Raw genomic sequence first — 26618 nt, forward strand, 5'->3', positions numbered from 1 at the left:
CAGCGTACGGGCCGGCACTGACAGCCCCGCAGAAAATCCCGGGAGATTCTCGGCTCAGCTGCCTGTGGCGCCAAGGACCGTCAGGAGGCTGGTGACCTCCCTCAGTCGTCCGTGGATCTCCTCCGGACGTGGCGGCAGCTCGTACGTGCGGTAGTGGCATGCCGCGCTGAGCGCCGACCAGGTGGTGCGGCATCGGCGGGCGGTGCCGTGGCCCGCGTACCACTCCAGGCACAGCATGCGGTGCTTGCCGACCCGCGTCATCGAGGGAGTGACCCGCTGCCAGTAGGCGTCCAGGGCCTGGTCGAGCGCCATGCGGAGGAGGACCGCGGCGGCACGGGCGCGGAGGCCGGGAGGCAGGGTGGTCACGGTGCCGGGGGCGGGCAGGAGGAGGCGGGCGGCGGCGGTCACCAGGGCCTCCGGGGGCGCGCTCATCGGGCGCCCCCGGTGCTCTGGGTCCCAGCACTGTTCCGGATCGCCGCCGCGAGCGCCTTGGTACGGCGGACGAGATCCTTACGGTCGTCCACGGTCGGCAGGGGCGTGTGGGCACCCGAGTTGAAGACCTCGATCAGCGCCCAGCCACCGGGACAGATCCGCTCGACGGCGGCACGGGCAGGCTGCTGCTCGTCGCCGAGCAGGGCGAGCGACACGTACGTCTTGGTGCGGTCGAGGGACTCCACGCGCTCCTCCACGGCCCGAAGCCCGAGTCCCTTCTCATCGCGGAGCCTGCGCCGAGCCGTCTCCAGACAGGCGGCTTCCACCGCCACCCTGCACATGGCGGGGAGCACATGGTCGGCCACGTCCTGCGGCAGGCCGCGGTCCAGAGAGACGGCCCGCGCCTCCGCGATAGCCTGCTCCACCGGATCGGTGAGCGTCTCCACGCCCACCACGGAGTCCGTCTGGCGGCTCACGCGCAGAACGGTCGCCTTGATGCCGAGGTGTGCGACGGCCTGCTGGAGCCGGGTGTCATGGGTGAAGACGATCACCTGCCGGTCCTGGGCGTACGCGTCGAGCACCCGGGCCAGGCCCTCGACCTTCTCGGGGTCCATGGACTGCACGGGGTCGTCGATGACGAGGAACCCGAACGGACTGTCCGCGTGCGTGGCACGGGGCAGGAAGAGCGAGAGCGCGAGCGAGTGCAGCTCGCCCTGGCTCATCACGCTGTAGGCGGGGGCGGACATGTCGTCCACGGAGACGTCGAGCTCGACCTTCCCGCGACCGGGAGTGCCCGCGAGGGTGACGGATCCGAGCGTGACGCTGCTGTGCTCGCACAGCTTCTGCCACACCTCCTGCGACCGCTGGGCGAACGGCCGCAGCCGCTCGTCGCGCAGCTCGTCGATGATCGGCCGCAGCCAGGCTCGCGCCTTGCGCGCGTGCTTGCGGCGTTCGCGCGCGGCCTCGGCCGCTTCCTCGGCACCGAGCCACTCCGCCAGCCGTACGGCGAACGGCTGCCAGGCGACGTCATGCGCGGAGAGCCGCTGAACGGCTTCTTCCCGCACCTGCCGGCAGGCGTCGTCCAGGGTCGCCGCGGCACGCTCGACGCGGTCCGCCAGCTCCCGGGGGTGGATGACATCCCGGCACTGGACCCACTCCTGCCACACCACCGTGAGCGGGGAGTCCTCCCCGCGCAGCCACACCGGAACCGGCTGTACGAGGTCGTGCACGGCCCGCACGGCCACCGCCACCTCCTGCCGGGCGGCCTCGGCGTCGGCTGCTTCCGTCTGGAGCCGCTCCACCTCCGTCCGCGCCTGCTCGGCCCACGCCCGGTCCAGCCGGTTCTCGGCGCCGCAGACCGGGCAGTCCGAGCTCCTCGAGCGCCGTTGCTGCTCGATCGCCGCCTCCAGCAGCCGGGCCAGGCGGCGCGCCTCCTCGGCACTGCCGTACCGGGCCTCCTCGGCAGCGGCGGCGGCCTCCCGCAGCCTTCCGGCAGCCCCGCCGACCTCCGCCAGATCCGGCCCGGCGAGGCTCGCGTGCTGTCGCAGCCGGGCCAGCTCGGCCTCGGCCGCTGGCATACGGCTCCCCAGCAGCGCACGCACCCGGCCTAGGTCGCGCTTGGCCCCTGACAGTGCCTGTGTGGCCTCGCGGGACCTGGGGTCGTCGAGCGTGCCCAGCGCGTCGAGGAGCTGCGCGGTGAGGGCGTCTGCGTGCTTGATCGCCTGCTCGCACTCGCTCACCGTGTCCTTGACCCGGCCGTCGAACTCGGCGAGCAGTTCGAGCCCGAGGAGCTTGAAGAAGGCGTCGTGCAGGCCGCCAAGTGTGCCGTTGATCATCGACCCGAGTTCGCTGTACGGCAGGAACGGCCGGGCGAGGTCCAGCGCCTCGGCGTCGACGACCTCCTCCAGCTTCAGTTCCGAGCGGTCCGGTCCCTCGACCTTGGTGCGTGCCTCGTCGACCTTGAGCCCGTGCCAGGTCCGCCGCACGGTGACCGCCTCGCCCCGCTCGCCGACGGCCAGCTGGACGCAGACCTCGGGGGTGACGTCGGGACTGTGCAGGTTGCGCCAGCCCTTCTGCCAGTCGGTGGCCCGTCGTCCGTCCCACCGGGAGTTGCGTCCCGTCAGCGCGGTCTCGGCGGCCTCGGCGAAGCTCGACTTCCCGGAGCCGTTGGGACCCGCGACGACGACCAGCCCGGGCCCGGGCGGCAGTTCGAGCGTGGTGCGCGGACCGACACCGCGCCAGCCGGCCGCGGTGATGGACCGGAGCTGCACGGGTCCGGCACGACCTCCACTGCTCGTGGCCGGTTCGTCGGGAACCAGCTCGCGCAGCAGCTCCTGCACCTGAGGTGCGAGGTACGAGTGGCGCAGTCGGTCGAGGAGGAGAGCGCGGAGGGAGGCAGGGGGCTGATCGGTCATGGTCGGTTCCCGCTGTCGGGCGCGGCAGGAGGGGCCACGCGGACTGGTGATGCACAGTGTTGGCACTCTGAGAATGGCGGCAACTTGTTAGCATTGTCAACGCGTTTACAGGATCCTTGATATTCGAATTTGTGTACGGACGGGAGTGTGAGGTGGTCCCACTGAGAGAACGGGCGGCTGTCCAAGCCCTCAGCTGATCCGGCCGTCGAGCATGGGCGGTGGGGGTACCGTCTAGAACGCAGCCAACGTCCACCCTCGAACCGGGAGCACGACCGTGAGCGCACTGCATGCGCATCCGCAGGCCGGTGAGCCGCTCATCCCTATGCCCGCCCTGACGCCCGACGCTTTGCGTGCAGCCGTTGAGGCACTCACGCCAAGCCGGATGCCGGCGTTCGTCAGCGATCTCGTCGATGCGACTACCAGTGCTCAGCAGGCCCAGTCCCTTGCGCCGCTGCGCACTTTCGTTCACACGTGGGGCGTGTTCGTCGCGATCCAGCGCTATCCCTCACGAGCCGTACGGCTGCGTCACCTGGAAGACGTGGTGAGCGGTGGGGTGGAGGATCCGGCGGATGCGATCGCCGAGATAAGGAAGATCCACGCAGAGGCGGAGGCCGAGGCCGGCCTGTGACCGACTGGAAGTGGGACTACAACCCGAGCGAGGAGTACCTGACTGCCGGTCTTCCCGTCGGAGTGGTCGCAGAAGTGGAACGCATCGCCACAGAACTTGCCGCGCTGGGCCGTGACGCCGAGACGGCAGGGAGCAGACCCGAGGACAAACCCGGAGGGCTGAGGAACTTCCCGATCTTCGGTGGACGCGGCTTCATCCAGTTCCTCGCCGTACCCCGGAATGAGTGCGTCTACATCTGCAACGTGGTGTGGCACGGGTGACGACGAGTTGGGACAGCGACGGTCGGCAGGTCAGATCGCCGGTGAGGCCCGGTTCGTTCTTGTCGGTGTAGGAGCACCATCGGGGGTCGCGCCGTCGGAGTAGTAGAGGGCGTGGGCCCACGGTTCGGCGTCCTCCTCACCGGTCAGTTCGGGAAGTCGAGGGGCTCCTGACCGGGGCCAGGGGTGCGCCGAGACTGCCGCGGTGGCCTCGGCTCCTTGGTCGCGTAGGTGGGCACGGGCAGGATGCCCTCCTGACGAAGGTCGTCGGTGGTGATGAGCGGGTCGTTGCTCACCGCGTCCAGGAGCCGGGCCTGTCGGGGCTCAAGAGCTACTAGGAGCCCGAGCGCGTTGATGAGGTCCAGCAGGTCGACGGTCCATTGGGAAGTCCAGGTCGGGGGCAGGATGTCGTTCAGCGGGGTCTGCCGTTCCACATCCGGTTTGAGCTTGCGGAAACTGAACCACTTGCGGATCACCTGCACGCCGCCGATCCGGTACTCCCAGACTTCCGGCGCCACATTGCGTATGGAGCCGGTGCCCACGGTGAGGGTTCGCGTCGTCGCGTCATAGGAGATGTTGTCCGGCAGCCCGGCGCCCTCTCCGATCTCGCCGTCACATTCGGGTCGCTCTGCCAGAGGCAGTCTCGGAGTCGAATCGGACGAGCTGCCGCGGTGGTGAGAAGCGAACCGCCGGCCGTAGGTGTGGATCCATATCGTGCGACGACCGACTTCCACCACATCCGCCCATAACGTCGAGTCACGCGTCAGGGGGATGCGGGCGCCCCGCTCGGCCAGGTACGTGGCGAAACGGCGGGTGTAGCCGCTGTGGCCGGCTATCCCCGCGATGTAGGCGAAGAGGTCTTCGGCGGTAACCGGCACCCCGTGCGTTTTGGTGAGCATTTGTAAGAGCCCGGGTGTCACGTTCGGTTCGGGGAGGTGGGGGTGGCGGTAGAGGGGTGCGATGCGGCCGCCTTCCGTGCCCTTGAAGTGATGAATGTCAGGCAGCAGTGCGGTGAAGCTGACTGCCGGACCCGGGCGACCCGACTCGGTGTGGAGTTCGGACAGGTAGATCTGACGTTGGTTGTCGTGTGCGAACCACAGGGCCGGTCGCGGCCGGTCGATCACCCGCCGGTCCGCGATGATGTATTGCCGATCGAAGGTCATCCGCCCGTACGGGACGATGACCGGAACGTTCTCCCTCTCCTCGGCCAGGCTGCCCCTCTCCTGCTGGCCGGGCAGAGGTGGTTCCGGCTTGTCGGGATGGCGGTCCCCAGTGCTCTTCATCAGCGCCGCCTTGGCTTCTGCCGGAGCCTGGACGAGCCTTCGCCAGCGCCTCTTCAGAACATCCTGGCTCGGCGAGACGGGCCAACTGCGGTTGTTCTTGTTGCCGGAGCTCGTCCACGGGAGCAGGGCCTCCACTGGTGGCATGGCAGCCCATTCGGAACCGGACGTGATGTGAAAAGGCGCGGTCCACTGTGTGGGGCAGAGTTGCCAGGAAGCCCCGTCCTGATGGCCCTCGATACCGAGGCCGTCCAGCCAGCCGAACTTCTCTTCGCGCGTACCCGCGGGGACGTCGAGTCGCCATACCTGTGCCGGGTTCTTCGGATCAGGGGAACCTCGGCGGACGAATACGGCGATGCAGACCTCGCGCTTCACGTCCTGGAAGACACGGGTCCGTGGGTCGGAGTAAGGACCCTCGGGGGAGAGGCCGATGACCCAACCCTCGTCGGCCGCCTCGCGTAAGTAGTGGCGCATGCCGGCCGCGCCCTTACTGTCCAGAAAACCGGAGTTGGTGATGAGGGCGACGATGCCGCTCGGCGCTTTCGGCGTGCCCGAAGCTGTCACCTGGTCGAAGACCTTCCAGGTGGACCACGCCCAGAAATATACGTAGAGGTTGTCCAGGGCGTAGCCGATGCGGCCGTTGTCCTCCGGGTGGAAGCGCGCGAGGATCGGACCTTGGTCGTTCGGATTGCCCTCGGTGACCCACCGTCCGACACCTGACTGCTTCGCGCCCCGCAGATAGGGCGGATTTCCGATGACCACCATGACCTTCTCGTCCGCTTTGACCTTGTTGGCCATGCGGCGGTGTCGGGCGATCGCCTCGTACATCAGCCCCAAGTGGTGCTCGACGGCTGGATCGTCGAGCGTGTCGGCAACCAGAAGCCTTGGTGGGTGACGTGTCACATCGGTCTCGTGGGCCTGGAAGGCATGGTGCACACGGAGTTCGGCTACCGCATACGGCCCGGTCTGTTTCTCCAGCCCGACGATCCGCTTCGAGAGTTCCCGCAGAAGTCCGGGTTTGAGGTGCCTGCCGTGCTTCAGCGCGAAGTTCTTGGCCACGTGGTCGATGATGTTGATGAGGAAGGTCCCGGTACCCATGGCCGGGTCGACCACGGTGACGTCCTGGCTTCCGTAGCCGTCTTCCTGGCCGAGCCGGTCGCGCAGTACCTCGTCGGTGAACCTCACCATGAAACGGACGGCTTCGCCGGGTGTGTAGTACGTCCCTGTCCGCCGCCGCAGTTCCGGGTCGTAGGCGCTGAGAAAGCCCTCGTACAGGTGGAGGTAGGCGTCTCCCGTCTCGTCCTTGAACATCTCGGGGTCGACGGCGGACATCACGTCGATCAGCGGTTCAATGATCCCTCGCAGGTCGTCGAGGGCGTCGTCCGTCAGTACCGCCAGCGCCTTGCCCATCAGGGAGTGGCGTTTGCCCAATCGGGTCGCGACATCGGGGAGGGAGAGCTTGTCCAGATCGATGTGATGGAGGCGGGCCAGCAACGCAGCGAAGGTGAGCGTCTGGCTGTAATGGTCCGCGAACTCCTCTGGACGGGCGTCGGGAAAGAGCAGATCCTTCCAGTTCCCGGCCAGGATCGAGAACGCCGCATCGACTTCTCCGCTTTCCTCGCGAGTGAGACGTTCGGTGACCTCGTCGCGCAGCAGGGCGCAGATTCCCGCAATGCGCTTGACCAGGTCGTCGATGCTGCCGTGGACGATGGGCGCCGGTAGGAAGAAGTGGGTGAGGGCGCGCTCGAACCCGGAATCTGCGACGACGAGTTGCCGACTCTGACTCCGACTCCCGGACTCCAGATCTCCGATGAGGCGTCCGACAGGGCCGACTCGCTCGCCGAAGCGGTAGACCGCCCACTGATATCCGTCGGTGTACAGGACGTTGTGGAGGGCCTTGATCTTCTCCCACTGCTTCCGGTCGTGGCTCTTCGCGGACCACTTCTCCGGGTCGACCCCTCTGCCCGGCTGTTTCAGCTCGACGTGCCCAATAGTCCTGCCGCCGCAGCTGATGGCGAAGTCGGGGCGGATCCTGAGCTTCTTGACGCGAGTCTGACCGTGGGCGATGAGTTTGAGCCGTTGCCGCAAGGCCATGCCGCGCAGCAGATGCTCCACCGGTGCGGTGAGGCTCTCCTCTTTGCCGCTGTCCGCCCCGGCGGGACCTTGCCGCTTCGCTCTGACCTCCTGCCCGAACTGCGCGACGAGGTCTGCGACCGATCTGTTGGTGCCTTTTGCCGTCGAGACGTCCCCTCGTGACATCCGCCCCCCAAGGCCGCACCCACGCAGGTGATCAGACCCATACAGAATGCCCATGACACGGCAACCGGCAAACGCCGGACAACTGGGGTGAAGGGGGGATGTGTGAAGCCTGCTCACAGAGTGGCTGGGGGGTGAAGCGGGGGCTGCGCTGGTCGCTGGGATCAGGGTGAGAGCTAGACGGAAGACGGGTGGAGCGGCAAGCTCGGAGAGCGTATCTCCCGCGCTGCTGCACGGGGCATGGCGCGGAGCGTAAACACGCGGCTTCGCCGGCCGATTACGCATCCGTTCGATGCTAGGTCGTCGGTCACGGCTCGTCCTCGTCTCCCAGCTCGTTGACGAGTGGTACGAGGAGTGGGTGGACGGAGAAGCCGGACGCGGGGCCGGGGCCCGCGTTGTATTCGGCCTTCAGGACCTGGACGGCCGACTCCGGGATCTTGCCCAGGCTTCGCAGCAGGCCGGTGATGCGGGTGACCGGCTTCGTGAAGCCTCTGAGGGAGCGGTCCTCGGGGTAGTGGCAGATGTCGTAGACGCTCTTGGCGTCCGCGACGCTCCGCCATGCGCGCGGGGGAGACGCTGTGCGCCGTGGCGTCCAGGAACTGCTCGCTCTCCGCCAGTCTGGCCAGGAACGTGCGGGCCCGGCCCGGGATCAGGGCGTGCCGCAACTCCTGCTGAGAGAGGGGCAGGCCGCCCGTGTTGATCCGGGCGAAGATGTTGAACCTGGCCTCCTCCGGGGTCCCCTTGCGGATCAGCAGCACGGAGAGCTCGCTCTCCGGGATGTGGGTCTGCATCCTGCCGGGGAGGTCGTCGAAGCGGGCGCCGTCGTACCGGGTCAGGTACTCCAGGTTCTCCAGCCGCAGCGGCTTCAGGCCGGCCGCTTCCGGCTTCACGAAGCGCACGATGCTGGTGAGGCGCTGTACACCGTCGACCACGGACCAGGATTCGTCCGCCTCCTCCGCCACGTAGAGCGTGGGCAGGGCGATCCGCAGCAGCAGTGACTCGATCAGTCGGCTCTGCGCGGTGTCGTTCCGGATGCCGGAACGGCGCTGGAAGTCCGTCTGGAGGTCGATGAGCCCGCGCTTCAGCCGCTGGAGGACGAGGTCGATCGTGGGGTTGCGGGGGGCGACGTCGATGAGCTCGGGATCGAAGGGCATCCGGCCGGCCTCGCCCATGTCCTCGGCCTCGATGCCCGTGCTGATGCTGGTGTCGGTGAACTCGACGGCGGGTTCCGCGGGTTGGAGCGCCGGTCCCTCGGGGACTTCCGGCTCCGGGGACCTCTGCGGGCCGGGTGGTGGCGCGGACGCGCTGCCGACCATGACGTGCCCCCTCTGCGATGCCGAGCACGGGCCGAACGCCCTCGTACAGTAGTCGATGCGTGACGGATCGCACTGCCCTGCGGCATGGGAACGGGGGAGGGGAGGCGGAGGGGGGAGCACGCACGTGCGCCGGTGCGCCCGCCGTGTGCCTCGGGAACGCCCGGGACAGGTCAGGGGCCGCGAAGTACTCTGCTTCCGGGGAGAGGACGTCGAAAGCGCAGGTGCGAGCCGTAGGGGGGTGCGCAGTGCACTGGACGGACAGGGCGGAGGCGCTCGCCGCGGTGGTCGCGAGTACGGCCGCGGTTGTGGGCCTCGCCGCGGTGATCGTGCAACTGCGGCACCTCGCGGAGGGAATCAGGTCGTCGGCCCGTCGCGCGACCTACGACATCGGGGTCCAGATCAAACTGGTCCTCGTCGAGCACCCGCACCTGCGGCCCTTCTTCTTCGGCGACGTCCCGGTTCCGCCCGATCACCCGGACACCAGCAGGATCGCCTCACTCGCCGAGCTCTACTGCATCTACTTCCAGGAACTCGTGGAGCAGTCCCACAACCTGAGTCCGGGCAACCGGGCCGCGTGGAGGACGCTGGTGCGGTCCATGTACCGGTCGAGCCCTGCCATTCGCGGACAGTTGGACCTCCGTCTCTCCTGGTATTCGGAGGAGCTCCAGGAAATCGTCCGGACTCTACGGGGCGAGCCGGGTCCGGGCTGAGCCGCCGCGCTTCGGCGACGGCCGCCGAGGGGCCTGCGCGTACTCGATCTGGTGAACCGTGGTCGTTCACCGGTTCCTCTGTGCGGCGAGTCCTAGCGTTGACGCCGGGTGACGGACCGGGAGCGTTGTACGCGTTCCGGCGGCGCGTGTACGCGGTGCGGGCCGTGTCCTCCGGTGAGGCGGGGGAGTTGGGCGGACCGGTCGACGGGTGGCGGAGGTGTGCGGGCGATGAGCGAGACGGTGCGGGAGCCGGAGGAGACGACGGCGGCTGGGGAGGAGGAGCCGGAGGCGGCTTCGTCTGAGCCGGGGATGGGGATCCTTCGGGTGTTCGGGCGGCAGATGAAGCGGTTCCGGTTGCGGGCGGGGCTGGAGCGGTCGGAGGTCGGCGCGCGGACGGGATACTCGCCGTCCACCATCGCGTCCTACGAGTTGGGGCGGCGGATTCCTCCGCCGAGGTTCATCGACGTGGCAGACGAACTGCTGGACGCGGGCGGGGTGCTCCAGGAGATGAAGGAGGAGGTCGCTCGGGCGCAGTATCCCGCGTTCTTCCGGGACGCGGCTCGGCTGGAATCAGAGGCCCTGGCGTTGTCCGCCTATGACGCACAGGTCGTGAACGGGCTGTTGCAGACCGAGGAATACGCGCGGGCGGTGTTCTCCACCATGCGTCCGCCCTTGGAGGACGAAGCCATCGAGCAGAGGGTGTCTGCGCGTCTGGCGAGACAACGGATCTTCGGTAGGCGGCCGACGCCCTTGGTCAGCTTCATCATGGATGAGTCGGTACTTCGGAGACCGATCGGAGGGCACGGCGTACTGCGTGGACAGTTGGAGCAACTGCTCCTTGTCGGCCAGAAACGCACGGTTGAACTCCAGATCCTGCCGTTGAGCCGGGAGCAGAACGCTGGCCTTGCTGGTCCCTTCATGCTGTTCGATACTCAGGAGGGGCGCAGGATCGCGTACGTCGAGGTGCAGAACGTGAGTCACGTCCACGCAGAGCAGCACCTCGTCCGAGGACTGGAGACGAAGTACGGCACTCTTCGCGCTCAAGCTCTCAGCCCCCAAGAGTCGCTGACATACATTGAGAATCTGCTGGGAGAGCTATGAACGCCCGCTACAGAGCGTTGCCTGACCTTCACCTGGCCTGGCGCAAGAGCACCTACAGCAGCGAAGAGGGCGGTGCGTGCGTGGAGGTGGCCACCGGCCCGCACACCGTGCACGTGCGGGACTCGAAGGACACGAACCGTCCTGGTCTGGCGGTCGGTTCGGAGACGTGGGCCGCGTTCGTCGGGTTCACCGCCGACCGGATCGGCTGAGCATCGCCGCTTTGCTGCTGTGCCCTGTGGCTCCGAGGGGAGGAGCCACAGGGCACAGGTGTGTCCGGGGTGGTGTGGCGGTCAGGCGTCCACGGTCACTGGCTCGGGCGGTGTCCAGCGGCCTGCGGCGACCTCGGCGTCCAGCCGCGCCTGGAAGTGCGCGTGCGCGGCCCGCATCTCGGCCTCCCGGTCCGCGTCATGTCCCGTCTCTTCTCAGGGCTTCACGGCGCGAGGGGTGCCTTGCCTGCTGTCGCCGCCGTGGTTCCGCCGACGCTGTTGTACGGCTCCACTGTGCCCTACGTGCGGCGCGCCCGCGTACCACTCTCACCGGGGCAGATGTGCAGGTCAAGGGTTTCCGGCGGTCGCGGGCGCTCATCCCGTGGGTTCGTCCGGGCCCTTGTCGTTCCGCCACGTCAGCTGCACCTGCAGATGCCCCTGCGCCCCCGTCCGGGCCAGTACCGCGCCCACCTCCGCGTCCAGCTGGATGCCGAACTCTACGGTGACCTCGTCGGGGCGCTGGGGGAGGTCGCGCATGCGGTGGACGGTGAGGGCGGCGGCGCTGCGCACCTGTTCCAGGGCCGTGGTGAAGGAGCCGGTGGCGCGGGCCACCAGGTCGGACGGGGTGGCGGCGTCCACGACCGTACCCTCGTTCACCGTGATGTCCGCGATGACGAAATCGTCGTCGTCCAGGTCGAATCTGACCAGCATGCTGCCTCCCCCTCGGCCGTCCGGCCGGACAGGGCCCCACCGTAGCGATCAGGGGGACCGGCGGGAACACCGGCGGCCGTACGGCGGGGCTGATCGAAAGATTCCGGCCTTCGTGGCCACCAGGAGCCCTTTCGGCATGGCTGCGGGCCCGCCACTATGGGAAGAGGTGCGTCCGCACGCGCCGGGTCACCAGCAGGAGCCGACAGGGGGAAGCCTGACGTGAGGACTTCTACGACCGACATAGAGAGCGGACTTGTCGATCTCAGCGGTTGTGGTCTTCGGGAGGCAATGGCCCTGTCCGGCGATCCCATAGCCAAGGCACAGGAGGCACTGCTCGCGGAGCTCGCCAGGGAAGCGGCAGGACAGAGCGCCGGCGGCCCGTACCCCAGCCCGTTCTCCCCTGCGCGGTGCGACGCCCCCGAGGACTGAGCGCTCGATGTCCGGGACGACATCGAGACAGGTCGGCGGTACATCACGGCATCGCCTTCCGGTGGCCGATCTCGACGCCGTGGCGGCCGGACGCGTGGGAGAGGGGACGGCCGGGCGGCTGAGCCTCGGCGAGCGCAGTCGGCGGATGCTGATGCTGCGCGGGGTAACTGCGGCGGTCGTCGCCGCCGGGGATCCCGGGCCGCTGCCGCCCGTCACCGACGCGGTCGCGCTGCTGCTGCGCGCGGAGGCCGCCGACGCCCGGGTCGTGTCGGAGATCCTCACGCATCCCGCGGTCGGGGTGTGGGCGGTTGGTCTGCTGGCCCGGCTCCGTTCGGAAGGGGCGGCCGACGCGCCCGGCGGGCGGCCTCTGTGGCAGGACACGGGGTATCTGCACACGTTGGCGGGCGCCGCGGCCGTACGCGCCGGAGTGGGTGCCCTCGTGCGGGTGCCGGCCTACGCAGGCACGGTGTGCCTGCCCACCCTGGGACGGGCCGAGTTCCCCGGCCCGCACATGGAGTACGCCACCGCCGTACTCGAAACGGCCCCGGGCGCGGGGGCCACCCTGACACTCGGTACGCGCGTACTGCGGCTGCCCGGGGAGCCAGGGCTGCCCGGTGAGCGCTGGCACCCCGTGCGCACGCTCGTCTGGGATCCGGGAGGTGACGGGGGGCCGCACACCCTCGCTCTCGACGACTGTGACCCGTACCGGGACTTCCGGGAGCTCCACCCCACGCGCGGATCCCTGGCCGGCGCCGAGGAGGAAACGTGGCGGAGGCTGTTCGCCGAGGCCGGGCAGGTGCTGGCCGCACGCCATTCCGGTGCCGCCGGACTGCTGTCCTCCTCGCTGCGCACCCTCGCGCCGCTGCCCCGCATGCCCCGCTTCCGCGCCGAGAGCGCCTCGTACTCGGAGTCCGTCGGCGGTGTCGTCCTGTCCGAGCCGCACGACGCGGCCGAACTCGCGGCGACACTGGTGCACGAGGCCCGGCACTCCGTCCTCAACAGCCTCGTCCACCAGGTCGGGCTGTTCCGGCGGCCGGATCCGGACGGGCGGGAGCCGGGCGAACCGCTGCTGTACGCGCCCTGGCGCAGCGATCCGCGGCCCACCCCGGGTCTGGTGCACGGGGTGTACGCCTTCGCCGGGGTCGCCGACTTCTGGCGGGTCGAACGGCACGCGCTGAGCGGACGCCGCGCCGATCTCGCCCACTTCGAGTTCGCGGTGTGGCGGGACGCGGTCGCGCAGGCACTGCGTTCCCTGAGCGCCCCTGGTCCCCAGGCGCGGCTGACCGACTGGGGCCGCCGCTTCGTCGACCGGCTCGCCTCCTGGACCGCTCCCTGGGCCCGGGAGCGGGTGCCGTCGTACCCGCTCGCGCTGGCCCGGGAGGAGAGCGCCGACCTGCGCATCACCTGGCGGCTGCACCATGTGCGCGCCCGTCCGGACGAGGTCCGCGAGCTGGCGGAGCGGTGGCGGTCGGGTCTGTCGGCGCGGGGGGTCGGCGGCGCCCCGGAGCCGGTGCCGCAGGCGTCCGGCGGCGGGCGTGAGCCGCGCGGTGAACTGCGCCGGGTGCTCCTCGCCGACGGCTCCCTGAAGGCGGCGCGCACGGACCACGACCGACGTGCCGACCTGCTGGCCGCCGACTGTGGTCTCATCGGCGGGGACACCGCCGGCGCGCTGCGCGGGTACCAGGCGGTCCTGGCCGGTGACCCGGGCGCGCACGCCGCCTGGGCGGGGCTGGCGCTGGCCCTGCGGGCGGCGGACGCCACCGCCGCGACGCCCTGTCTGCTGGGCAGGCCGGAACTGGTCCGCGCCCTCGCGCTGGAACTCCACACGGACGGTGCCTCCCCGGTGGATCCGGTGAAGCTGTGCACCTGGCTGAGTGAGTGACGCCCGCCGGACGCCCGGCACCGGAACCGCACGCGCGCGACCCCGGTGCCGGCCCCGGTGTCAGATCTGCAGCGGGTCGATGTCGCAGTTGGCGGTGCGGCTCTCCTCCGCCGCCAGGCAGGCCGGGTGGTCCTCGCCCAGGGACGTCCGGTAGCGGGTGAGGGTGTCGGTGTAGAGCTCCTCCGCCTCCTCATGCCGGCCCAACTGCCGCAGGCCGAGCGCAAGGTTGAGGGCGATGGCCAGCACGACCGGGTGGTCGTGGTCGGTGCCGAAGCGGGCCCGTCCCTGTTCCAGGCTGCGCCGCGCGAGGTCCACCGACGCCTGGACCTCGCCCAGTTCGTACAGGTCGACGGCGAGGTTGGAGGAGCAGGCGAGCGCGTTGGGGTGGTCCTCGCCCAGTGTCTCCACCAGACGCTGCCGCGCCTGCGTGTTGATCGCGTGCGCCGCCTCGACCTGGCCGGACAGCCGCAGGCAGATCGCCTGGTTGACGCGCCCAGCGACGGTGTGCGGGTGGTCGTGGCCGAGCAGCGCCTCGAACCCTTCGTACCCCTGCTGCCCGAGCAGCAGCGCCCGGTCCAGGTCACCGCTCTGCCGTACGTCGATGGCATGGGCGACCAGGGTGGAGACGGTCAGCGGGTACTTGTCGCCGTACCGGGTCCGGAACAGGTTGAGGGCACGGCCGGACAGTTCCAGTGCCCGGGAGTGGTTGCCGGCCCGGCGCTCGGTCACCGACAGCAGGCGCAGCGCGGCCATGGTGTGCGGGTGGGCCTCGCCGTAGTTGTACTGGTAGCGGTCCGCCACGTCCCGCGCCTGGTCGCGGGCGGCCAGGTACTGCCCGCCCTCCTGGAGGTCGAGGGCGACGGCCGCCATGGTGGACAAGGTGTTCAGGGAGTTCTCGCCGAACTCCTCCACTCTGCGGCGGTACGTCTCCCGGTCCAGTGCGAGCGCCTCGCCCAGCTCGCCGATGAACCGCAGGTTGAGCGCGTGCCGGTGCGCCGCCACGAGCGTGGTCACGTCGTTCGGCCCGAACAGCCGGGTGCAGGTGTCGAAGACGTGCTTGTCGAGCTCCAAGGCCCGGGAGAAGTCACCGCGCAGACGCAGGTCCCAGGCGAGCATGCTGGTGACCTCGAGGGTGGACTCGTGCTCGGGACCGAGTACCTCCGTCATGCCGGACAGGGTCCGCTGGTCCAGTTCATACGCCTCCGAGTAGCGGCCCAGGATGCGCAGCGCGTCGGCGTACGGCTTGGCGGCGGCGAAGACGTGCTCGGCGTTCTCCCCATCCTGCGCCCGCCAGGTGTCGTAGGTCAGCTTCGCCAGATCGGCGCAGCCCTGGTGGTCGCCCCACGAGAACATGTACTGCACCTCGTTGAGGACGAGTTGGCGCACCCAGGGGTCGGTCGACTCGACGGCGCCGCTGTGCAGGACGTGCGGCAGCAGATCGCCGTACTGCTGCCACTGGTGCGAGGCTTCCGGCTCGTCCGGGTCGCCCTTGGCGAGCAGCCGGTGGGCGCCCTCGCGCATCTGCCGTTTCAGCGGATCCGACATCTGGTTGATGAGCACCCGCTGGACCAAGCGGTGCAGTTGGACCGTGTTGGTGTTGTGGTTGATGCGGGCCAGCGCGTAGCGGTTGATCTCGCGCATCGCCCGGCCCAGTTTGATCGGGTCGCTGAGGGCCGCGCTCAGTTCCGCCGGTACGGGGGCGTCCCGTACGCCGGTCAGCAGCCGCCGGGAGATCGGCTCGGGGGCGAAGAACGCGCACACCTGCAGGAGCTGGAGGGCCGCGGGGTGATTGCGGCGCAGCCGTTCCAGCGACACGTTCCAGGCGGCGGCCACGGTCAGCGGGTAGTCGGCCGGAGGGTCGCTGTTCATCAGCTCGTTGGCCTGTTGCTCGAACAGGCGGAGGTACTCGTCCGCGGGCATACCGGTCTCGGACAGCCACACGGCCGCCTGTTCGATGCCCAGGGGCAGGTCGCCCAGTGTCTCGGCGAGCCGGTCCGCTGTCTCGTCGTCCAGTGTGGGGGCACGCAGTTGCAGCAGTGCCCTGCTCTCCTCGCGGGTGAAGACATCGACCTCCAGCGGGCGCGCCGAGGCGGCCCACTGGGCATTGCGAGAGGTGACAAGAATACGGCCCGGCCCGTTTGTCGGAAAGAATTCGCGCACGGCCTCGGGATTTTCTGCGTTGTCGAAGACAAGAAGCCAGTTCTTGTAGGGTTCGCCGATACGCAGTGCTTCTATCACCGCGGGAACGGCACTGTTCGCCTCCCCGCTGCCGACGCTCACTCCGAGCCGGGCGGCCAGCATCACCAGGAACTGGCGGATCTGTTGCGGTTGCTCGGAGGGGATCCACCAGATGACCTGATACTCGTGGAGGTGGCGATAAACGTACTCGACCGCCAGCTGGGATTTGCCGACGCCGCCCATTCCCTGCAGTGCTTCGGGCAGCACTGCCGTGGTGCCCTCCTGCAACCTGCGGTGGAGATCCTCGAGGAGCTGGACACGGCCGGTGAAGGCCCTGTTTCGGGGAGGGACATTGCCCCAGACGGGTGGCGGCTTCTGCAGCCCGTCACTCCTTTGCCCGACGTCGGCGGACTGCAAGGCGGTCACTTCGGCGTTCCTCTCTTCTTCGGGATCCGGTACATCGGCCGCCACCACCAACGGGGCGTTGTTGTCGTCGGAGGTTGCGTTCTCCGAGTTCTCGGACACCTCGGCGAGTGATGGGGAGGAGTGCTCAGCGGCTGCGGAAAGGCGGCGACTGAGCTCGTGCAAGGCCGTCGCGTAGGGGCCGGACATGGCCGCGAATGCAGGTAAAACAGAGGAAATCCATGGCGGTAAAGCTTCCATGGGAAAACGGGAAGCGCGACTCGGATCGCGGACGATTCCCCCAAGCTGACCGAAGGTTTGGCCCAACGGGCCCTGCACCGCGGCGGCCAGGGAATCGAACATGAGAGTCATCGCCCATGCCGTCTCCCCCTTGGTCCCCTCGGACAGCAGTTCCCTGCGCAGTTCGGTTCCCAGCTCCAGCTCGGACCGGGCCAGGGCCGGTGTCTCGGGATCGCCGGGGACCCGCCGCAGGATGCCGGAGAGCAGCAGCTCGGCCACGTGCCAGGTGCGCGCCTCGGGCAGCAGCCGGGCCTGCACCATTCGCAGCACCGCGAGGTTCAGCAGCGGCAGCGCCGCGCACAGCCGGGCCAGGCGGTAGGCGGTGGGGGACAGCTGCGCCCGCAGGGTGCGGGCCGCCACCTCGGGCGGTGCGATGAGGTGCGCCGGGTCCTGCCGTGCCGCCAGGGGCGGGCCGCCGGCCGTCGGGGACACCCACAGGGCCCGGGTGGCCCACGCGCCGGTTACTTCGCCCGCGGTGAAGCGTGCCCAGCGGCCCAGCCCTTCGGCCGTCAGCGTCACCACCGGTACGGCGATGCCCTGCCCGGGAGCGCCGGGCCCCGGTCCCGGCGTGAAGCCGTCCGTGAGACCGTCCGTCGGGCCGTCCGGGAAGTCGGCGGGGCCCAGGGCGAGGTCGTCGTGGCGGGTGGACCAGGTGGCGTTGGCGGCTGCCGGACCTGGCGCGGTGATCCGGAGCCGGTGGGTGCGGCTGCCGGTGCGGGCCCACACATGGCTGGGCAGGACGTGCACGATCGCCGTGGGAGCCGCGCGGGCCCACCGGGCGAGTGCGCGGTGGGCGTTGCCGTCGGCCCAGCGGGCGGCCTGGAGATCGGTGAGGACCAGCAACACGTGGCGTCCGTCGCCTGGGGGCCCTGGGTCGGCGGACCGCGGTCCGGTCGGCCAGTGGAGCAGACGGACGTCGCGGAACGCGCCCGAGCCGTGCAGTGTCTCCTGGAGCCGCTCGGCGGTCGGCGCCCACAGCCGCATCGACTCTCCGGAGTCGACCAGCAGCGTCAGCGTCAGCCAGCGTTCCTCGGCGGGATGCTGCAACGGCAGCCAGACTCCCTGCTCGGCGGCGGTCTCGGCGGTGAGCTCCTCGTCCAGCTCCTGTCGGTGCAGCGAGCCGACCCGCTGTTTGAGGGGCAGCACCGACTTCTCGATGGACCGGGAACCGTCGAGGGCCAGTTTTCTGCCCAGCTCCACCAGCAGACTCTCCAGCCGCTCCGTCGGCCGGCCGGCGGAACCGGGATCGGGCCGGAGGGAGGTGCCGTAGGGCTCCGCGGTGCTCCCCACGGGAGCGGGCGCGGGGCCGGGGTCGTCGGACGGGTCGTGGCCGTCGGGGCGGGCGGTCTCCCGTGGAGCAGGGCCGGGGTTCGGCGCCGGGGCCGGCCTGGGCGAGCATGTGTCGTCGGTGGGCGGGGAGTGGACCGGCCCGGTCTCCGTCGCCGGCGGCCCGGGCGGGGGTGCCGCGGCGGCCCGGAGGATCAGCCTCTCGCGCTGCATCGCCAGCCAGACGACGTCCCCGGCCTCGTCCCAGAGCGGCGTCGTACGATCCTGGCCGGCGCGCAGCCCGGACCGCGAAGCGGCACCCGGCCTGACACCGTCACGCGCCCCGCCGCCTTGGAAGGGCGTGTGGCTCATCCTCCAGTCCCTGCCCCGTCGAGCCGCCGCCACAGGGCGTGCAGCAGCTCGTTCCAGGAATGCCGGCCGGGGCCGGACGGGGTGGTGCGGAGGAACTCCGAACTCAGCAACTGGTCGGCGGCGAGTGTGCCGCCCGTGCGAGAGCGGGCCAGGAAGTCCCGGATCATGACGGCCCGGTGCTCGTCGTCCCCGTCGGCCAGATGGGCAGAGAGCACCGCCGCGAGCTGGTCCGCGTCCGGCGGGGGGAGTTCGAGGTAGAGACAACGGCGCAGAAAGGCCGGCGGCAGGACCCGCTCGCCGTTGCTGGTGATCACGACGACGGGGAACGCCGCACAACGCACCAGCCCGTGGTGGACGAACGCCGTGCCGTCCGGATCGTCGGTGTGCACTTCGGCGTCCGGCATCCGGGCGCGCATGCGGGCCAGTTCGGGAATCCGGTACTCGCCCTCCTCGAACACGCTCAGGAGGTCGCCCACGAGATCCACGTCGGCCTTGTCGATTTCGTCGATCAGCAGCACCCGCGGTACGACGCGGGGGAGTAATGCCGTTCCCAGTGGCCCGAGTTGGATGTAGTCGCCGATGTTGTGCAGTCCGTCGGAGCCGGGCTCGGCAGGCGGTTTCCCGGCAGCCTCACCGGATAACGCCCCCACGGCGGGACCCAGCAGGGCTCCGCGGGCGGCGGCCTCCTGCACCCGGCCGATGGCGTCGTAGGAGTAGAGGCCTTCCTTGAGGGTGCTGCGGCTGGTGATGTTCCATCGCAGCACTCGGCCAAGGCCCAGCTCACGGCTGACGCAATGGGCGAGGCTGGACTTCCCGATGCCGGGCGGGCCCGCGACGATCAACGGGCGGCGCAGCATCAGCGCGGCGTTGACCAGGTCCTTCTCCTGCACGGAGGCGGTGCGCGGCACAGGTCCGTCGGCCGGTCCCAGCCGTCGGGTGAATTCCGCCTCGTCCTGCGGCGCCGGCTCCTCGACGAGCGGTCCGCCTGAGAAACGCCGCCACGGCGGGGGAGGCGGCAGCAGGTCGATTCCCGGTGTGCCCTCGCGTGGCCGCCCCGTGCCCCGGTAGATGTGCCAGGCACCGGGATCGACGACGGTGCCGTCGGCCGCTGCCGGATCGTGCAGACCCCTGTCGGCCATCGACCGTCCCCCCAAACCTCAGTCGTGCGCGGAGCGGTGCACATCCGTACGACCGAGCCACCTCCCGTCCAACGCCCCTCGCTCCGCCGCGAGTTGACGCACGCCCGGACGAGCGGGCAGCTCAACCCGCCGATTCCGGGACCTCGGGGAGGCGGCTCGGATCGTCCCACAGCACAGCTATGCGAGAGCGCATGGCACCCTCGAACCCATCGTCCCGTGTTCCGGGAGAGAAGTGCAAGCGCGTCACATGGTCGAGTAGGGCATCCCAGCCGCCCGCGTCGGACAGTGTGTGCACCACGGCGTGCTCCCGGTCGCTGAGCGCCCCCTCGTGCGCCCACAGCAGTACGGGCAGGCCCACCTGCAACCCCAGCACCAGCTCTCGGCGGCCCGCCTCGTCGTCGGGCGGTGAGCCGAGGGTCATCAGTGCGATGGACGGGTCTTGCTTCAACTTCGTGTACAGCCGCCGCCGTTGGGTGCCGTCGCCGTGCTCGCAGCGGTGCACGCTCGCCCCGCCGCCACCGGTGAGCACTTGCCAGCGCTCGTTCCAGACGCGGTGGAGATGCAGGGCGTCCATCCGTTCCAGGCTTCTTATGACGACCTTGTACTCCATCCCGAAGGGCGCGGCGAAGGCCGCGTCCTCCGCCACCGAGCCGAAGGGAGCCGCGCGCGGCCACTCCTCCACGGGGGTGTTCACCATGTCCACCGGAAGGATGAACTCGAGAACGACGCCTCCCCGGTGATGCCGCAGCCGTGCCTCCTCCTGGTCGACCAAGGCGGCCACCCGGGCCGGCACGTCGCTCAGCGACAGCCTCCGGTCGTCGCGCTGACGCGGCTCCCAGGTGCCTCCCGTACTGGTCCAGCAGGTGAGCCACACCTGCTCGGTGGAGTCCTCGCACGGATGCAGCCGGACCACGAGATAGGCCGTCCCGTCTGCCGCGTCCCGCCAACGACCGCTGGTGCGACGGACGTTGTCCAGCAGACGCATGGCCTCCACGCCCTCGTCCACCGAGGCGCGCACGTCCCGGCTGAGCCACTGGCGCAGCGCGTCACCGAGCTCGGGGCCGACGACGTAGGCCACTTCCTGCACGAAGCGCACGCTCCGGGCGACGCCGTCGGGCGGCACATTGCAGTTCTCCAGCAGCTCGTACGCCTCCCAGGCCGTGCGCACGCTGGCGGGCAGCGGTCCGAAGCCGTCCCCGGCGGCGAAGGCGAAGATCCGCTCCAGCTCGGGGACGTTCTGCCGGTCAAGACCGGCCAGGAGCAAGGCGAGTTCGCGCCGCTGCTTGGAGTCGCCCAGGTGTGGGGCGGGGCCGCCGGCCAGGGCGGCCGCCTGCTCCGAGGGCAGGTCGTAGTGGGCCAGGAACCGCACCGCACCCGTCAGTTCCCGCCAGCCCTCGGGAACACCTCCGAAGACCTTCACCATCTCGACCAGATGGGGCTTCTTCTCGTCGAACTCCGCCACGGAGAGCCGTTGTCCCAGGCGCTCCAGGGCGGTTTCGACGCACAGCCGGCGCGAGCGCACGGTGTCCAGCACGGGCACCTTCATGAGCGCGTCGACGAGCTGTGCGGCACGTTCGGTGCGGGAGACGGGGTCACCCGCACCCGGGCTCCACCAGGCGCGTTCCAACATGTCAGGCATCGCCGCCCAACCGGTCCGGCCAGAGAGCGTGTGCCGCCCGGGCGAAGTCCCGTGCGGTGACGGAGTCGCCCTCGAGCTTGCGCACGGCACGCACCAGCTCGGCGGGTCCGTCCGGATAGTCACCGCATCGGCGCACCAGGTGGAACAGCTGCAACCGCGGTACGTCGTCACGGGGCACCGTGCCGGAGATGCCGACGGGCAGTACGGACAGCAGGCGGCGGGCGTCGGCGGCGGCGGACCCGGTGGTCATGAGCGTGTCGACGAGGTCCCAGGCGTCCACGGACACGGGGCCGGCCGCACCGGCCGGGGGCGGTGGCATGAAGGGGGTGCCGGAGAGCAGCCCGAGGGGGATCATCCACGCGACGCGCGTAGGGGCCGGTCCGACCGCGTGCAGCACGGACGCCACCACGCCGACGACCTGGCCCCGGGCCTCGTCCCACACTCCCGCGCCACTGAATCCGCGTTCGATCCGGGCCCCCCGGCCGTCGTCGCCCTCGAGCTGCATCCAGCCCGGATGCGTGCCGCCGACGGCCACCGTCCTGGCCCGCGCCCACACTCCGTCGGGCACGGTCGCGGGGTGACCGTACACGAGGACCGCGGCGCCGTCACAGGCCGGGCCCTCCGTGACGGGCGTCGGGCCGGCGCCCGGGGGCGGTGCGCCGTCCAGCGCCAGTACGGCCAGGTCCCCGGCGGGCGGGTGCCGGAACCAGCCGCCCGGGGCCACGCGGGCGGTCACGCGGTGTCCGGGAGACGCCGGGAAGTCCACCGGGAAGGCACCCTCCGGGGCTTCCTCCAGCCGACGGCACCTCAGCGCGCTCTCCACGACATGGGCGCAGGTGACGGCGAGCCGGTCGGTGAGCAGTACGGCGGCGCCCGCGACGGCGGTCCGGGCCGGCCCGGTCAGCTGCCGGGGAACGGTGCCGGTCCCCGGTCTTGACGGATCGGCGACGATGCTCCCGCCGACCGGCCGCAGCTCCGGTAACTCTCCCGCCTCCGCGGTGTCCGGGCCGACCAGTACCCGCATCCGCCACGGCGCCCGGCCCGCCCCGCGGGCGGGCGGGTCCGAGAACCCCGGTCCTTCTCCTGCCATGTCCACGTGCCCCCTCACGCGTACGCCGGGCAGTGCGCCGTGTCGCCCCATTGCCCGGGTCTGTCAGGTTAAGGCGTTCCCCGATGCGTGGGTACCGTACCCACGCGGAACCGTTGGAGGTCAACGGCCACCGGTGAGGGTGGGCGGCGGGCGGGAAAATTCGGCGGACGTCCGGGCCCCGGACAGGTAGGTTCCCTGGTGTTCGAAGGGGGAGCCACATGGCGAAGCTGAATCAGATCATCGCTGTCGAGAAGGGTGTCAAGAGCAAGTCGCTCCAGGACATCACCGCCGCGCACCACAAGGTGCAGAAGCCCGCGCTGCTGTCCGGCATCTCGCGCACCTACCAGCCCAAGGACGAGGAGGGCGAGCAGCTGCCGCCGGAGTCCACGCGGGTGCAGGTGCAGGCCGAGGACGTGCTGCGGGAGATGGCTGCCTCGCTGACGCGGCTGTTCGACGTGACGGCGACCAAGGACTGGGCGAACTGCACGGCCCGGGCGGACGTCACGGTCGACGGGCGGACCGTCGTGGCCGATGTGCCGGTCGGTCATCTGCTCTTTCTGGAGAAGCAGCTCACCGATCTGCACACCTTCGTCAAGAAGCTCCCCACCCTCGACGCCGCCGAGTCCTGGTCCCACGACCCGTCCACGGACTGGTGGAAGACGGACCCGGTGCGGACCATCCGTACCAAGAAGGTCCCGCGCAACCACGTCAAGGCGGAGGCGACCGACAAGCACCCGGCCCAGGTCGAGGTGTACTACGAGGACGTGCCCATCGGGTACTGGACGACCGTGAAGTTCTCCGGAGCGCTCCCCGCGCGGCGGGTCAACGAGCTCGTCGAGCGGGTCGAGAAGCTCCAGCAGGCGGTGAAGTTCGCCCGCGAGGAGGCCAACAGTGCCGAGGTCACCGACCAGCGGGTCGGGGACGCGGTGTTCGGGTACCTGTTCGGCTGATGCCGGACGCGGGTACCGCGACCGAGAACGCCCCCGCGTGCGAGCGCGGGGGTGCGCTACGGGGCACGCCCGGAATGAGGACCCGGTTCGTGCCAGGAGCGCAAGCTGAAACTGAAGTTCAGCCTGAAAGCGCGGCTCGCCAAGACGGCGGCCGCGGTCAATCTCAGACTCTCGCTCCAGTCTCAGCATTGCCGCCGATCGCCGGATCGACCGGGGACGGACAACGCCATCGGATGCGAGTTCGAATCTCGTCTGCACCTCTCTCACGGTGCGGTAGTTCAAAGGAAGAACACGACGGCTTGATGACTGATCCGTCCTCTTAAACGCCACCGGCGTGCGCAATTGGGTGGCATCCCCAGGGGCCCGGGAGCTGGATACGACTCCCGGGCTCCGCCACGTCATCCCCAGGCCGCGACCAGGAGGACCGGGTAGATCAGGCCCAGGGACCCCGTGGTCAGGCCGACGACGCACTGGGTCCGGTTGAGCCCTCGGCCGAGCCCGAGCAGCGCGAAGGTGACGGCCAGGCTGCCGAAGAGCAGGGGGAACGCGATGCCGAGGAGGCCGGCGAACACGGCGGCGGCCAGCGCGGCCGCTCCGAGGGCGAGGGAGACGTGGCCGTAGAGGGTTGCCGGGCTGTCCGCGGATCCGGTGGCCATGAGGGCTCCTTGCTCGAGGTCGTCTGCGCCCAAGGGTATCCAGTGATTTGAACGCGTTCAAATTGAGGGGGGTGGTCCCGAGCAGGAAGAATCGACCACCGCCTTCTCCGGCCCAACGCGCCCGCCGGGGACGCCGTTACGCCGCACGCCACGTACTCGCGCCGGCACGTCACGTACAGCGGACCGCGTCGCGTACAGCGGACCGCGTCGCGACCGGACGGTTGGTCTTGATCGCGGGCGCTGGGCGGGTACGTACCCGTACCCGTACTCCAGTGGCCCAGTCCGAAGGAGGCATCATGTCCGACGCCAACGTCCGCATCCCCGCCGAGGCCCGAGACAGGCTCGCCCGGATAGCTTCCTCCGAAGGCATGTCCCTGCGGGGCTACCTCTCGCACCTCGCTGAGACGCTGCTCACCCCCGAGGAGCGTGCGGAGAGGGCCGAGCAGGCCCGCGCCGCCCTGCGTGAGTGGAACGGCTACGACCCGAGCGCGGGCGAACGGGCGGCTCTCGACGCGGAGCTGGACCGGCGGTTGAGTGAGGCAGGCGCCAGGTGACGGCCGAACCTCTGCACATCGTCCTCGACGACACCGCGATGGTCGCGGCCGGTAAGGGCAACGCGCTCGCCTCCCGGCTGATCCATCGTGCCCACGCCGAGGCGGGCTGGTTCCTCTACGCCCCTGCCTGCGCCCTGGTCTCGGCCGACCGCGTGCGGCCGGGCACGGCGGAGCACCTTGCCGCGCTCCCTGGCATCACCGTCATGGAACTGGATCTGCCCGCCGCGCTCGCCGTGGCCCGTGAGACCTCCTGGGCCCCGGCCCACACCAGGTACGCCGCCGAGCCGACGGCGGAGCGGCCGAACGGGGCGGTCATCGCCACAACCGCACCTGAAACGTGGAAGGGGCAGTCCGTACGCGTCATCGACCTCGGCCCCTGACCGCTCGCATCCACACGGAGCGCCTTGCCCACGGACCCGATGGGCGACGACGACTCCGAGCGGTTCCCACGTTTCGTGCGGCAGCCGTTCCACCCACCGGTGCGTACCCGCGGTCCCGTGCGGGTCCACCCCCCACCCGATGGCGTGGAACGGCTGCCGCATCCCCCTGGACATGGCCTGCGGAAGACCTCTGCTCCAAGTGTGAAGCTTTGGTGTAGGAGAGTTGAGCATAAGTCCTCTACCGGCCGCAACGGGGCGGACGTTGAAAGTCTGCTTGTGGAAGGTCCGCGTCCGTGCGGCCGGTACGCCCGCCCTCAGCCCCGGCCCACGTACGGCATCGCCGTCGCCAGGACCGTCGCGAACTGCACATTCGCCTCCAGCGGCAGCTCCGCCATGTGCCGCACCGTGCGGGCCACGTCCGCGACATCCATCACCGGCTCGGGCACGGTCTCGCCGTTCGCCTGGAGCGCGCCGGTCTCCATACGCCGGGTCATGTCGGTCGCCGCGTTGCCGATGTCGATCTGGCCCACCGCGATCCGGTACGGCCGCCCGTCCAGCGACAGCGACTTGGTGAGGCCCGTCAGCGCGTGCTTGGTGGCGGTGTAGGCGACCGAGTAAGGGCGCGGGGCGTGCGCCGAGACGGAGCCGTTGTTGATGATCCGGCCGCCCTGCGGATCCTGCTCCTTCATCCGCCGGTACGCCGCCTGCGCGCACAGGAACGCCCCGTTCAGGTTGGTGTCCACCACGTGCCGCCAGGCCTCGTAGGGCAGTTCCTCCACCGGCACCCCGCCGGGACCGAACGTGCCCGCGTTGTTGAACAGCAGATCCACGCGGCCGAAGCGCCCGACCGTCGCCGCGAACAGCGCGCTCACGTCCTCGGGACGTGACACGTCCGTCCGCACGGCGAGCGATCCGCCTCCGCCGGACTCGCGCGCGGCGAGGGCCGCGGTCTCCTCCAGCGTCTCCTCGCGGCGTCCCGCCAGCGCCACCGACCAGCCCGCGCACAGCAGTTCCACCGCCACCGCGCGCCCGATGCCGGAACCCGCCCCGGTCACCACCGCGACCCCTGCCCGTCCGTCCGTTTCCTTGGCGTTCATGGCCCCGCAGCGTACGGGAGGGTCCGCCATGCGGAACTCATACGACCGTCATCCGGATGCTGTGTACGCGTCAACCAGGCGTCGTCCCCGCCCACTCGAATTTCTTCCGCATCCACACGCCAGGGGAGGAAACGGATGACATCCGAGGTCCGCCAGTCACCGCACGCGCCCGAACTGAGGGCGGCCGCCCGGCACGTCGGCCGCCGGCGCTTCCTGACCACCACCGGCGCCGCCGCCGCGCTCGCCTTCGCGGTCAACGTGCCCGGCACGGGCACCGCGGCCGCCGCCGAACTCGACGCCGCACGGATCACCGACGACCCCTTCACCCTCGGCGTCGCCTCCGGCGACCCCCACCCCGAGTCCGTCCTGCTCTGGACCCGCCTGGCCCCCACTCCCTACCAGGCCGACAGCGGGCTGCCCGCGCAACGCGTCACCGTCGACTGGGAGCTCGCCCTCGACGAACGGTTCCGCCGCGTCGTCAGAAGGGGCAGGGCCACCGCCCACCCCGAGTTCCACCACACCGTGCACGTCGAGGCCGGCCGCCTCGCCCCCGGCCACGTCTACTACTACCGCTTCCGGGCAGGTCGCTTCGTCAGCCCCGTCGGCCGCACCCGAACCGCGCCCGCCCGCCACAGTGGGGCCGCCGGACTCACCTTCGGCGTGGTCTCCTGCCAGCGCTACGACCAGGGCTACTGGACCGCCTACCGGCACCTGGCCGACGAGGACCTGGACGTCGTGTTCCACCTCGGCGACTACCTCTACGAGTACGCGGTCAACGACGTCGCCGGCGCCCGTGCCTACCCCTCCGGTACCCTTCCCGGCCTGTTCGCGCGGGAGACGGTGACGCTGGAGGACTACCGGCTGCGGTACGCCCTCTACAAGTCCGACCCCGACCTGCGGGCCGCGCACGCCGCGCACCCCTTCGTGGTCACCTGGGACGACCACGAGACCGAGAACAAAAGCCCGCGTGACC

General features: G+C 70.2%; 21 protein-coding genes and 1 pseudogene. 11 read left to right on the forward strand and 11 right to left on the reverse strand.

Annotation, left to right across the window (positions count from 1 at the left end):
* Positions 1 to 54 precede the first annotated feature (54 nt).
* Both AB0L56_RS16735 and AB0L56_RS16740 read right to left on the reverse strand, forming a co-directional pair.
* Positions 55 to 432 carry a hypothetical protein gene (locus tag AB0L56_RS16735; protein WP_365424012.1) on the reverse strand — a complete coding sequence of 126 codons (378 nt, stop codon included), beginning with the start codon at positions 430 to 432 and terminating at the stop codon, positions 55 to 57.
* Positions 429 to 2846: an AAA family ATPase gene (locus AB0L56_RS16740; protein ID WP_365424015.1), complete on the reverse strand. Its 2418-nt coding sequence runs from the start codon at positions 2844 to 2846 to the stop codon at positions 429 to 431. Before AB0L56_RS16740 ends, AB0L56_RS16735 begins: the two co-directional genes overlap by 4 nt.
* A 274-nt stretch (positions 2847 to 3120) precedes the next feature.
* Here AB0L56_RS16740 and AB0L56_RS16745 point away from each other — a divergent pair, with 274 nt between their 5' ends.
* Entirely contained in the window at positions 3121 to 3474 is a 354-nt protein-coding gene (locus AB0L56_RS16745; protein ID WP_361036083.1) for a DUF6247 family protein, read from the forward strand.
* A complete protein-coding gene (locus tag AB0L56_RS16750; protein WP_365424019.1) occupies positions 3471 to 3734 on the forward strand; it encodes a hypothetical protein in 264 nt (87 codons plus the stop codon). Before AB0L56_RS16745 ends, AB0L56_RS16750 begins: the two co-directional genes overlap by 4 nt.
* Positions 3735 to 3877: 143 nt before the next feature.
* Here the strand turns inward: AB0L56_RS16750 and AB0L56_RS16755 are convergent, their stop codons facing one another.
* Together AB0L56_RS16755 and AB0L56_RS16760 are read right to left on the reverse strand one after the other, a co-directional pair.
* The gene (locus AB0L56_RS16755; RefSeq protein WP_365424022.1) at positions 3878 to 7324 is read right to left on the reverse strand and encodes a type ISP restriction/modification enzyme; all 3447 of its coding nucleotides are present in this window, start codon (positions 7322 to 7324) and stop codon (positions 3878 to 3880) included.
* Between the two features lie 119 nt (positions 7325 to 7443).
* Positions 7444 to 8583, reverse strand: a complete 1140-nt coding sequence (locus AB0L56_RS16760) for a DUF262 domain-containing protein (protein ID WP_365424025.1) — start codon at positions 8581 to 8583, stop codon at positions 7444 to 7446.
* A gap of 245 nt (positions 8584 to 8828) precedes the next feature.
* Here AB0L56_RS16760 and AB0L56_RS16765 point away from each other — a divergent pair, with 245 nt between their 5' ends.
* From AB0L56_RS16765 to AB0L56_RS16775, 3 genes are all read left to right on the forward strand, one after another.
* The gene (locus tag AB0L56_RS16765) at positions 8829 to 9293 is read left to right on the forward strand and encodes a hypothetical protein (RefSeq protein WP_365424028.1); all 465 of its coding nucleotides are present in this window, start codon (positions 8829 to 8831) and stop codon (positions 9291 to 9293) included.
* Positions 9294 to 9521: 228 nt separating this feature from the next.
* Positions 9522 to 10394, forward strand: coding sequence for a helix-turn-helix transcriptional regulator (locus AB0L56_RS16770; RefSeq protein ID WP_365424031.1), 873 nt, complete (start codon positions 9522 to 9524; stop codon positions 10392 to 10394).
* Positions 10391 to 10603, forward strand: a complete 213-nt coding sequence (locus AB0L56_RS16775) for a DUF397 domain-containing protein (protein WP_361036071.1) — start codon at positions 10391 to 10393, stop codon at positions 10601 to 10603. Before AB0L56_RS16770 ends, AB0L56_RS16775 begins: the two co-directional genes overlap by 4 nt.
* Positions 10604 to 10975: 372 nt before the next feature.
* Here AB0L56_RS16775 and AB0L56_RS16780 read toward each other — a convergent pair whose 3' ends face one another.
* On the reverse strand, positions 10976 to 11311 hold the full coding sequence (locus AB0L56_RS16780) for a CU044_2847 family protein (RefSeq protein WP_365424035.1): 336 nt from the start codon (positions 11309 to 11311) through the stop codon (positions 10976 to 10978).
* Positions 11312 to 11599: 288 nt separating this feature from the next.
* Here AB0L56_RS16780 and AB0L56_RS16785 point away from each other — a divergent pair, with 288 nt between their 5' ends.
* Entirely contained in the window at positions 11600 to 11740 is a 141-nt protein-coding gene (locus tag AB0L56_RS16785) for a hypothetical protein (protein ID WP_190162227.1), read from the forward strand.
* A 61-nt stretch (positions 11741 to 11801) separates the two neighbouring features.
* Complete coding sequence (locus AB0L56_RS16790; protein WP_365424038.1) at positions 11802 to 13622, forward strand: HEXXH motif domain-containing protein; 1821 nt, start codon at positions 11802 to 11804, stop codon at positions 13620 to 13622.
* A 60-nt stretch (positions 13623 to 13682) separates the two neighbouring features.
* On the opposite strand, the gene fxsT is transcribed toward AB0L56_RS16790, so the two are convergent.
* The 4 genes from fxsT to AB0L56_RS16810 form a co-directional block, all read right to left on the reverse strand.
* Complete coding sequence (gene fxsT / locus AB0L56_RS16795) at positions 13683 to 18140, reverse strand: FxSxx-COOH system tetratricopeptide repeat protein (RefSeq protein ID WP_365424041.1); 4458 nt, start codon at positions 18138 to 18140, stop codon at positions 13683 to 13685.
* Positions 18137 to 19279 carry a MoxR family ATPase gene (locus AB0L56_RS16800; RefSeq protein ID WP_365424044.1) on the reverse strand — a complete coding sequence of 381 codons (1143 nt, stop codon included), beginning with the start codon at positions 19277 to 19279 and terminating at the stop codon, positions 18137 to 18139. Before AB0L56_RS16800 ends, fxsT begins: the two co-directional genes overlap by 4 nt.
* A 121-nt stretch (positions 19280 to 19400) precedes the next feature.
* A complete protein-coding gene (locus AB0L56_RS16805; protein WP_365424047.1) occupies positions 19401 to 20918 on the reverse strand; it encodes a hypothetical protein in 1518 nt (505 codons plus the stop codon).
* The gene (locus AB0L56_RS16810; RefSeq protein WP_365424049.1) at positions 20911 to 22008 is read right to left on the reverse strand and encodes a trypsin-like peptidase domain-containing protein; all 1098 of its coding nucleotides are present in this window, start codon (positions 22006 to 22008) and stop codon (positions 20911 to 20913) included. The genes AB0L56_RS16805 and AB0L56_RS16810 overlap by 8 nt, the downstream gene beginning before the upstream one ends.
* A gap of 218 nt (positions 22009 to 22226) precedes the next feature.
* Here AB0L56_RS16810 and AB0L56_RS16815 point away from each other — a divergent pair, with 218 nt between their 5' ends.
* Complete coding sequence (locus AB0L56_RS16815; RefSeq protein WP_361036049.1) at positions 22227 to 22958, forward strand: hypothetical protein; 732 nt, start codon at positions 22227 to 22229, stop codon at positions 22956 to 22958.
* A gap of 398 nt (positions 22959 to 23356) precedes the next feature.
* Here AB0L56_RS16815 and AB0L56_RS16820 read toward each other — a convergent pair whose 3' ends face one another.
* Positions 23357 to 23614 carry a hypothetical protein gene (locus AB0L56_RS16820; protein WP_365424052.1) on the reverse strand — a complete coding sequence of 86 codons (258 nt, stop codon included), beginning with the start codon at positions 23612 to 23614 and terminating at the stop codon, positions 23357 to 23359.
* Between the two features lie 296 nt (positions 23615 to 23910).
* Here AB0L56_RS16820 and AB0L56_RS16825 point away from each other — a divergent pair, with 296 nt between their 5' ends.
* Positions 23911 to 24168 carry a hypothetical protein gene (locus AB0L56_RS16825; protein WP_361036042.1) on the forward strand — a complete coding sequence of 86 codons (258 nt, stop codon included), beginning with the start codon at positions 23911 to 23913 and terminating at the stop codon, positions 24166 to 24168.
* Positions 24169 to 24179: 11 nt separating this feature from the next.
* Complete coding sequence (locus AB0L56_RS16830; RefSeq protein WP_365424166.1) at positions 24180 to 24548, forward strand: hypothetical protein; 369 nt, start codon at positions 24180 to 24182, stop codon at positions 24546 to 24548.
* Positions 24549 to 24862: 314 nt separating this feature from the next.
* Here the strand turns inward: AB0L56_RS16830 and AB0L56_RS16835 are convergent, their stop codons facing one another.
* The gene (locus AB0L56_RS16835; RefSeq protein ID WP_365424055.1) at positions 24863 to 25645 is read right to left on the reverse strand and encodes an SDR family oxidoreductase; all 783 of its coding nucleotides are present in this window, start codon (positions 25643 to 25645) and stop codon (positions 24863 to 24865) included.
* Between the two features lie 135 nt (positions 25646 to 25780).
* On the opposite strand from AB0L56_RS16835, the pseudogene AB0L56_RS16840 reads away from it, so the two are divergent.
* Positions 25781 to 26602, forward strand: a pseudogene (locus tag AB0L56_RS16840) (alkaline phosphatase D family protein); the annotation flags it as partial.
* Positions 26603 to 26618 lie beyond the last annotated feature (16 nt).

Origin of the sequence: Streptomyces sp. NPDC052079 (assembly GCF_040680275.1) — a bacterium.
Classification (GTDB): domain Bacteria; phylum Actinomycetota; class Actinomycetes; order Streptomycetales; family Streptomycetaceae; genus Streptomyces.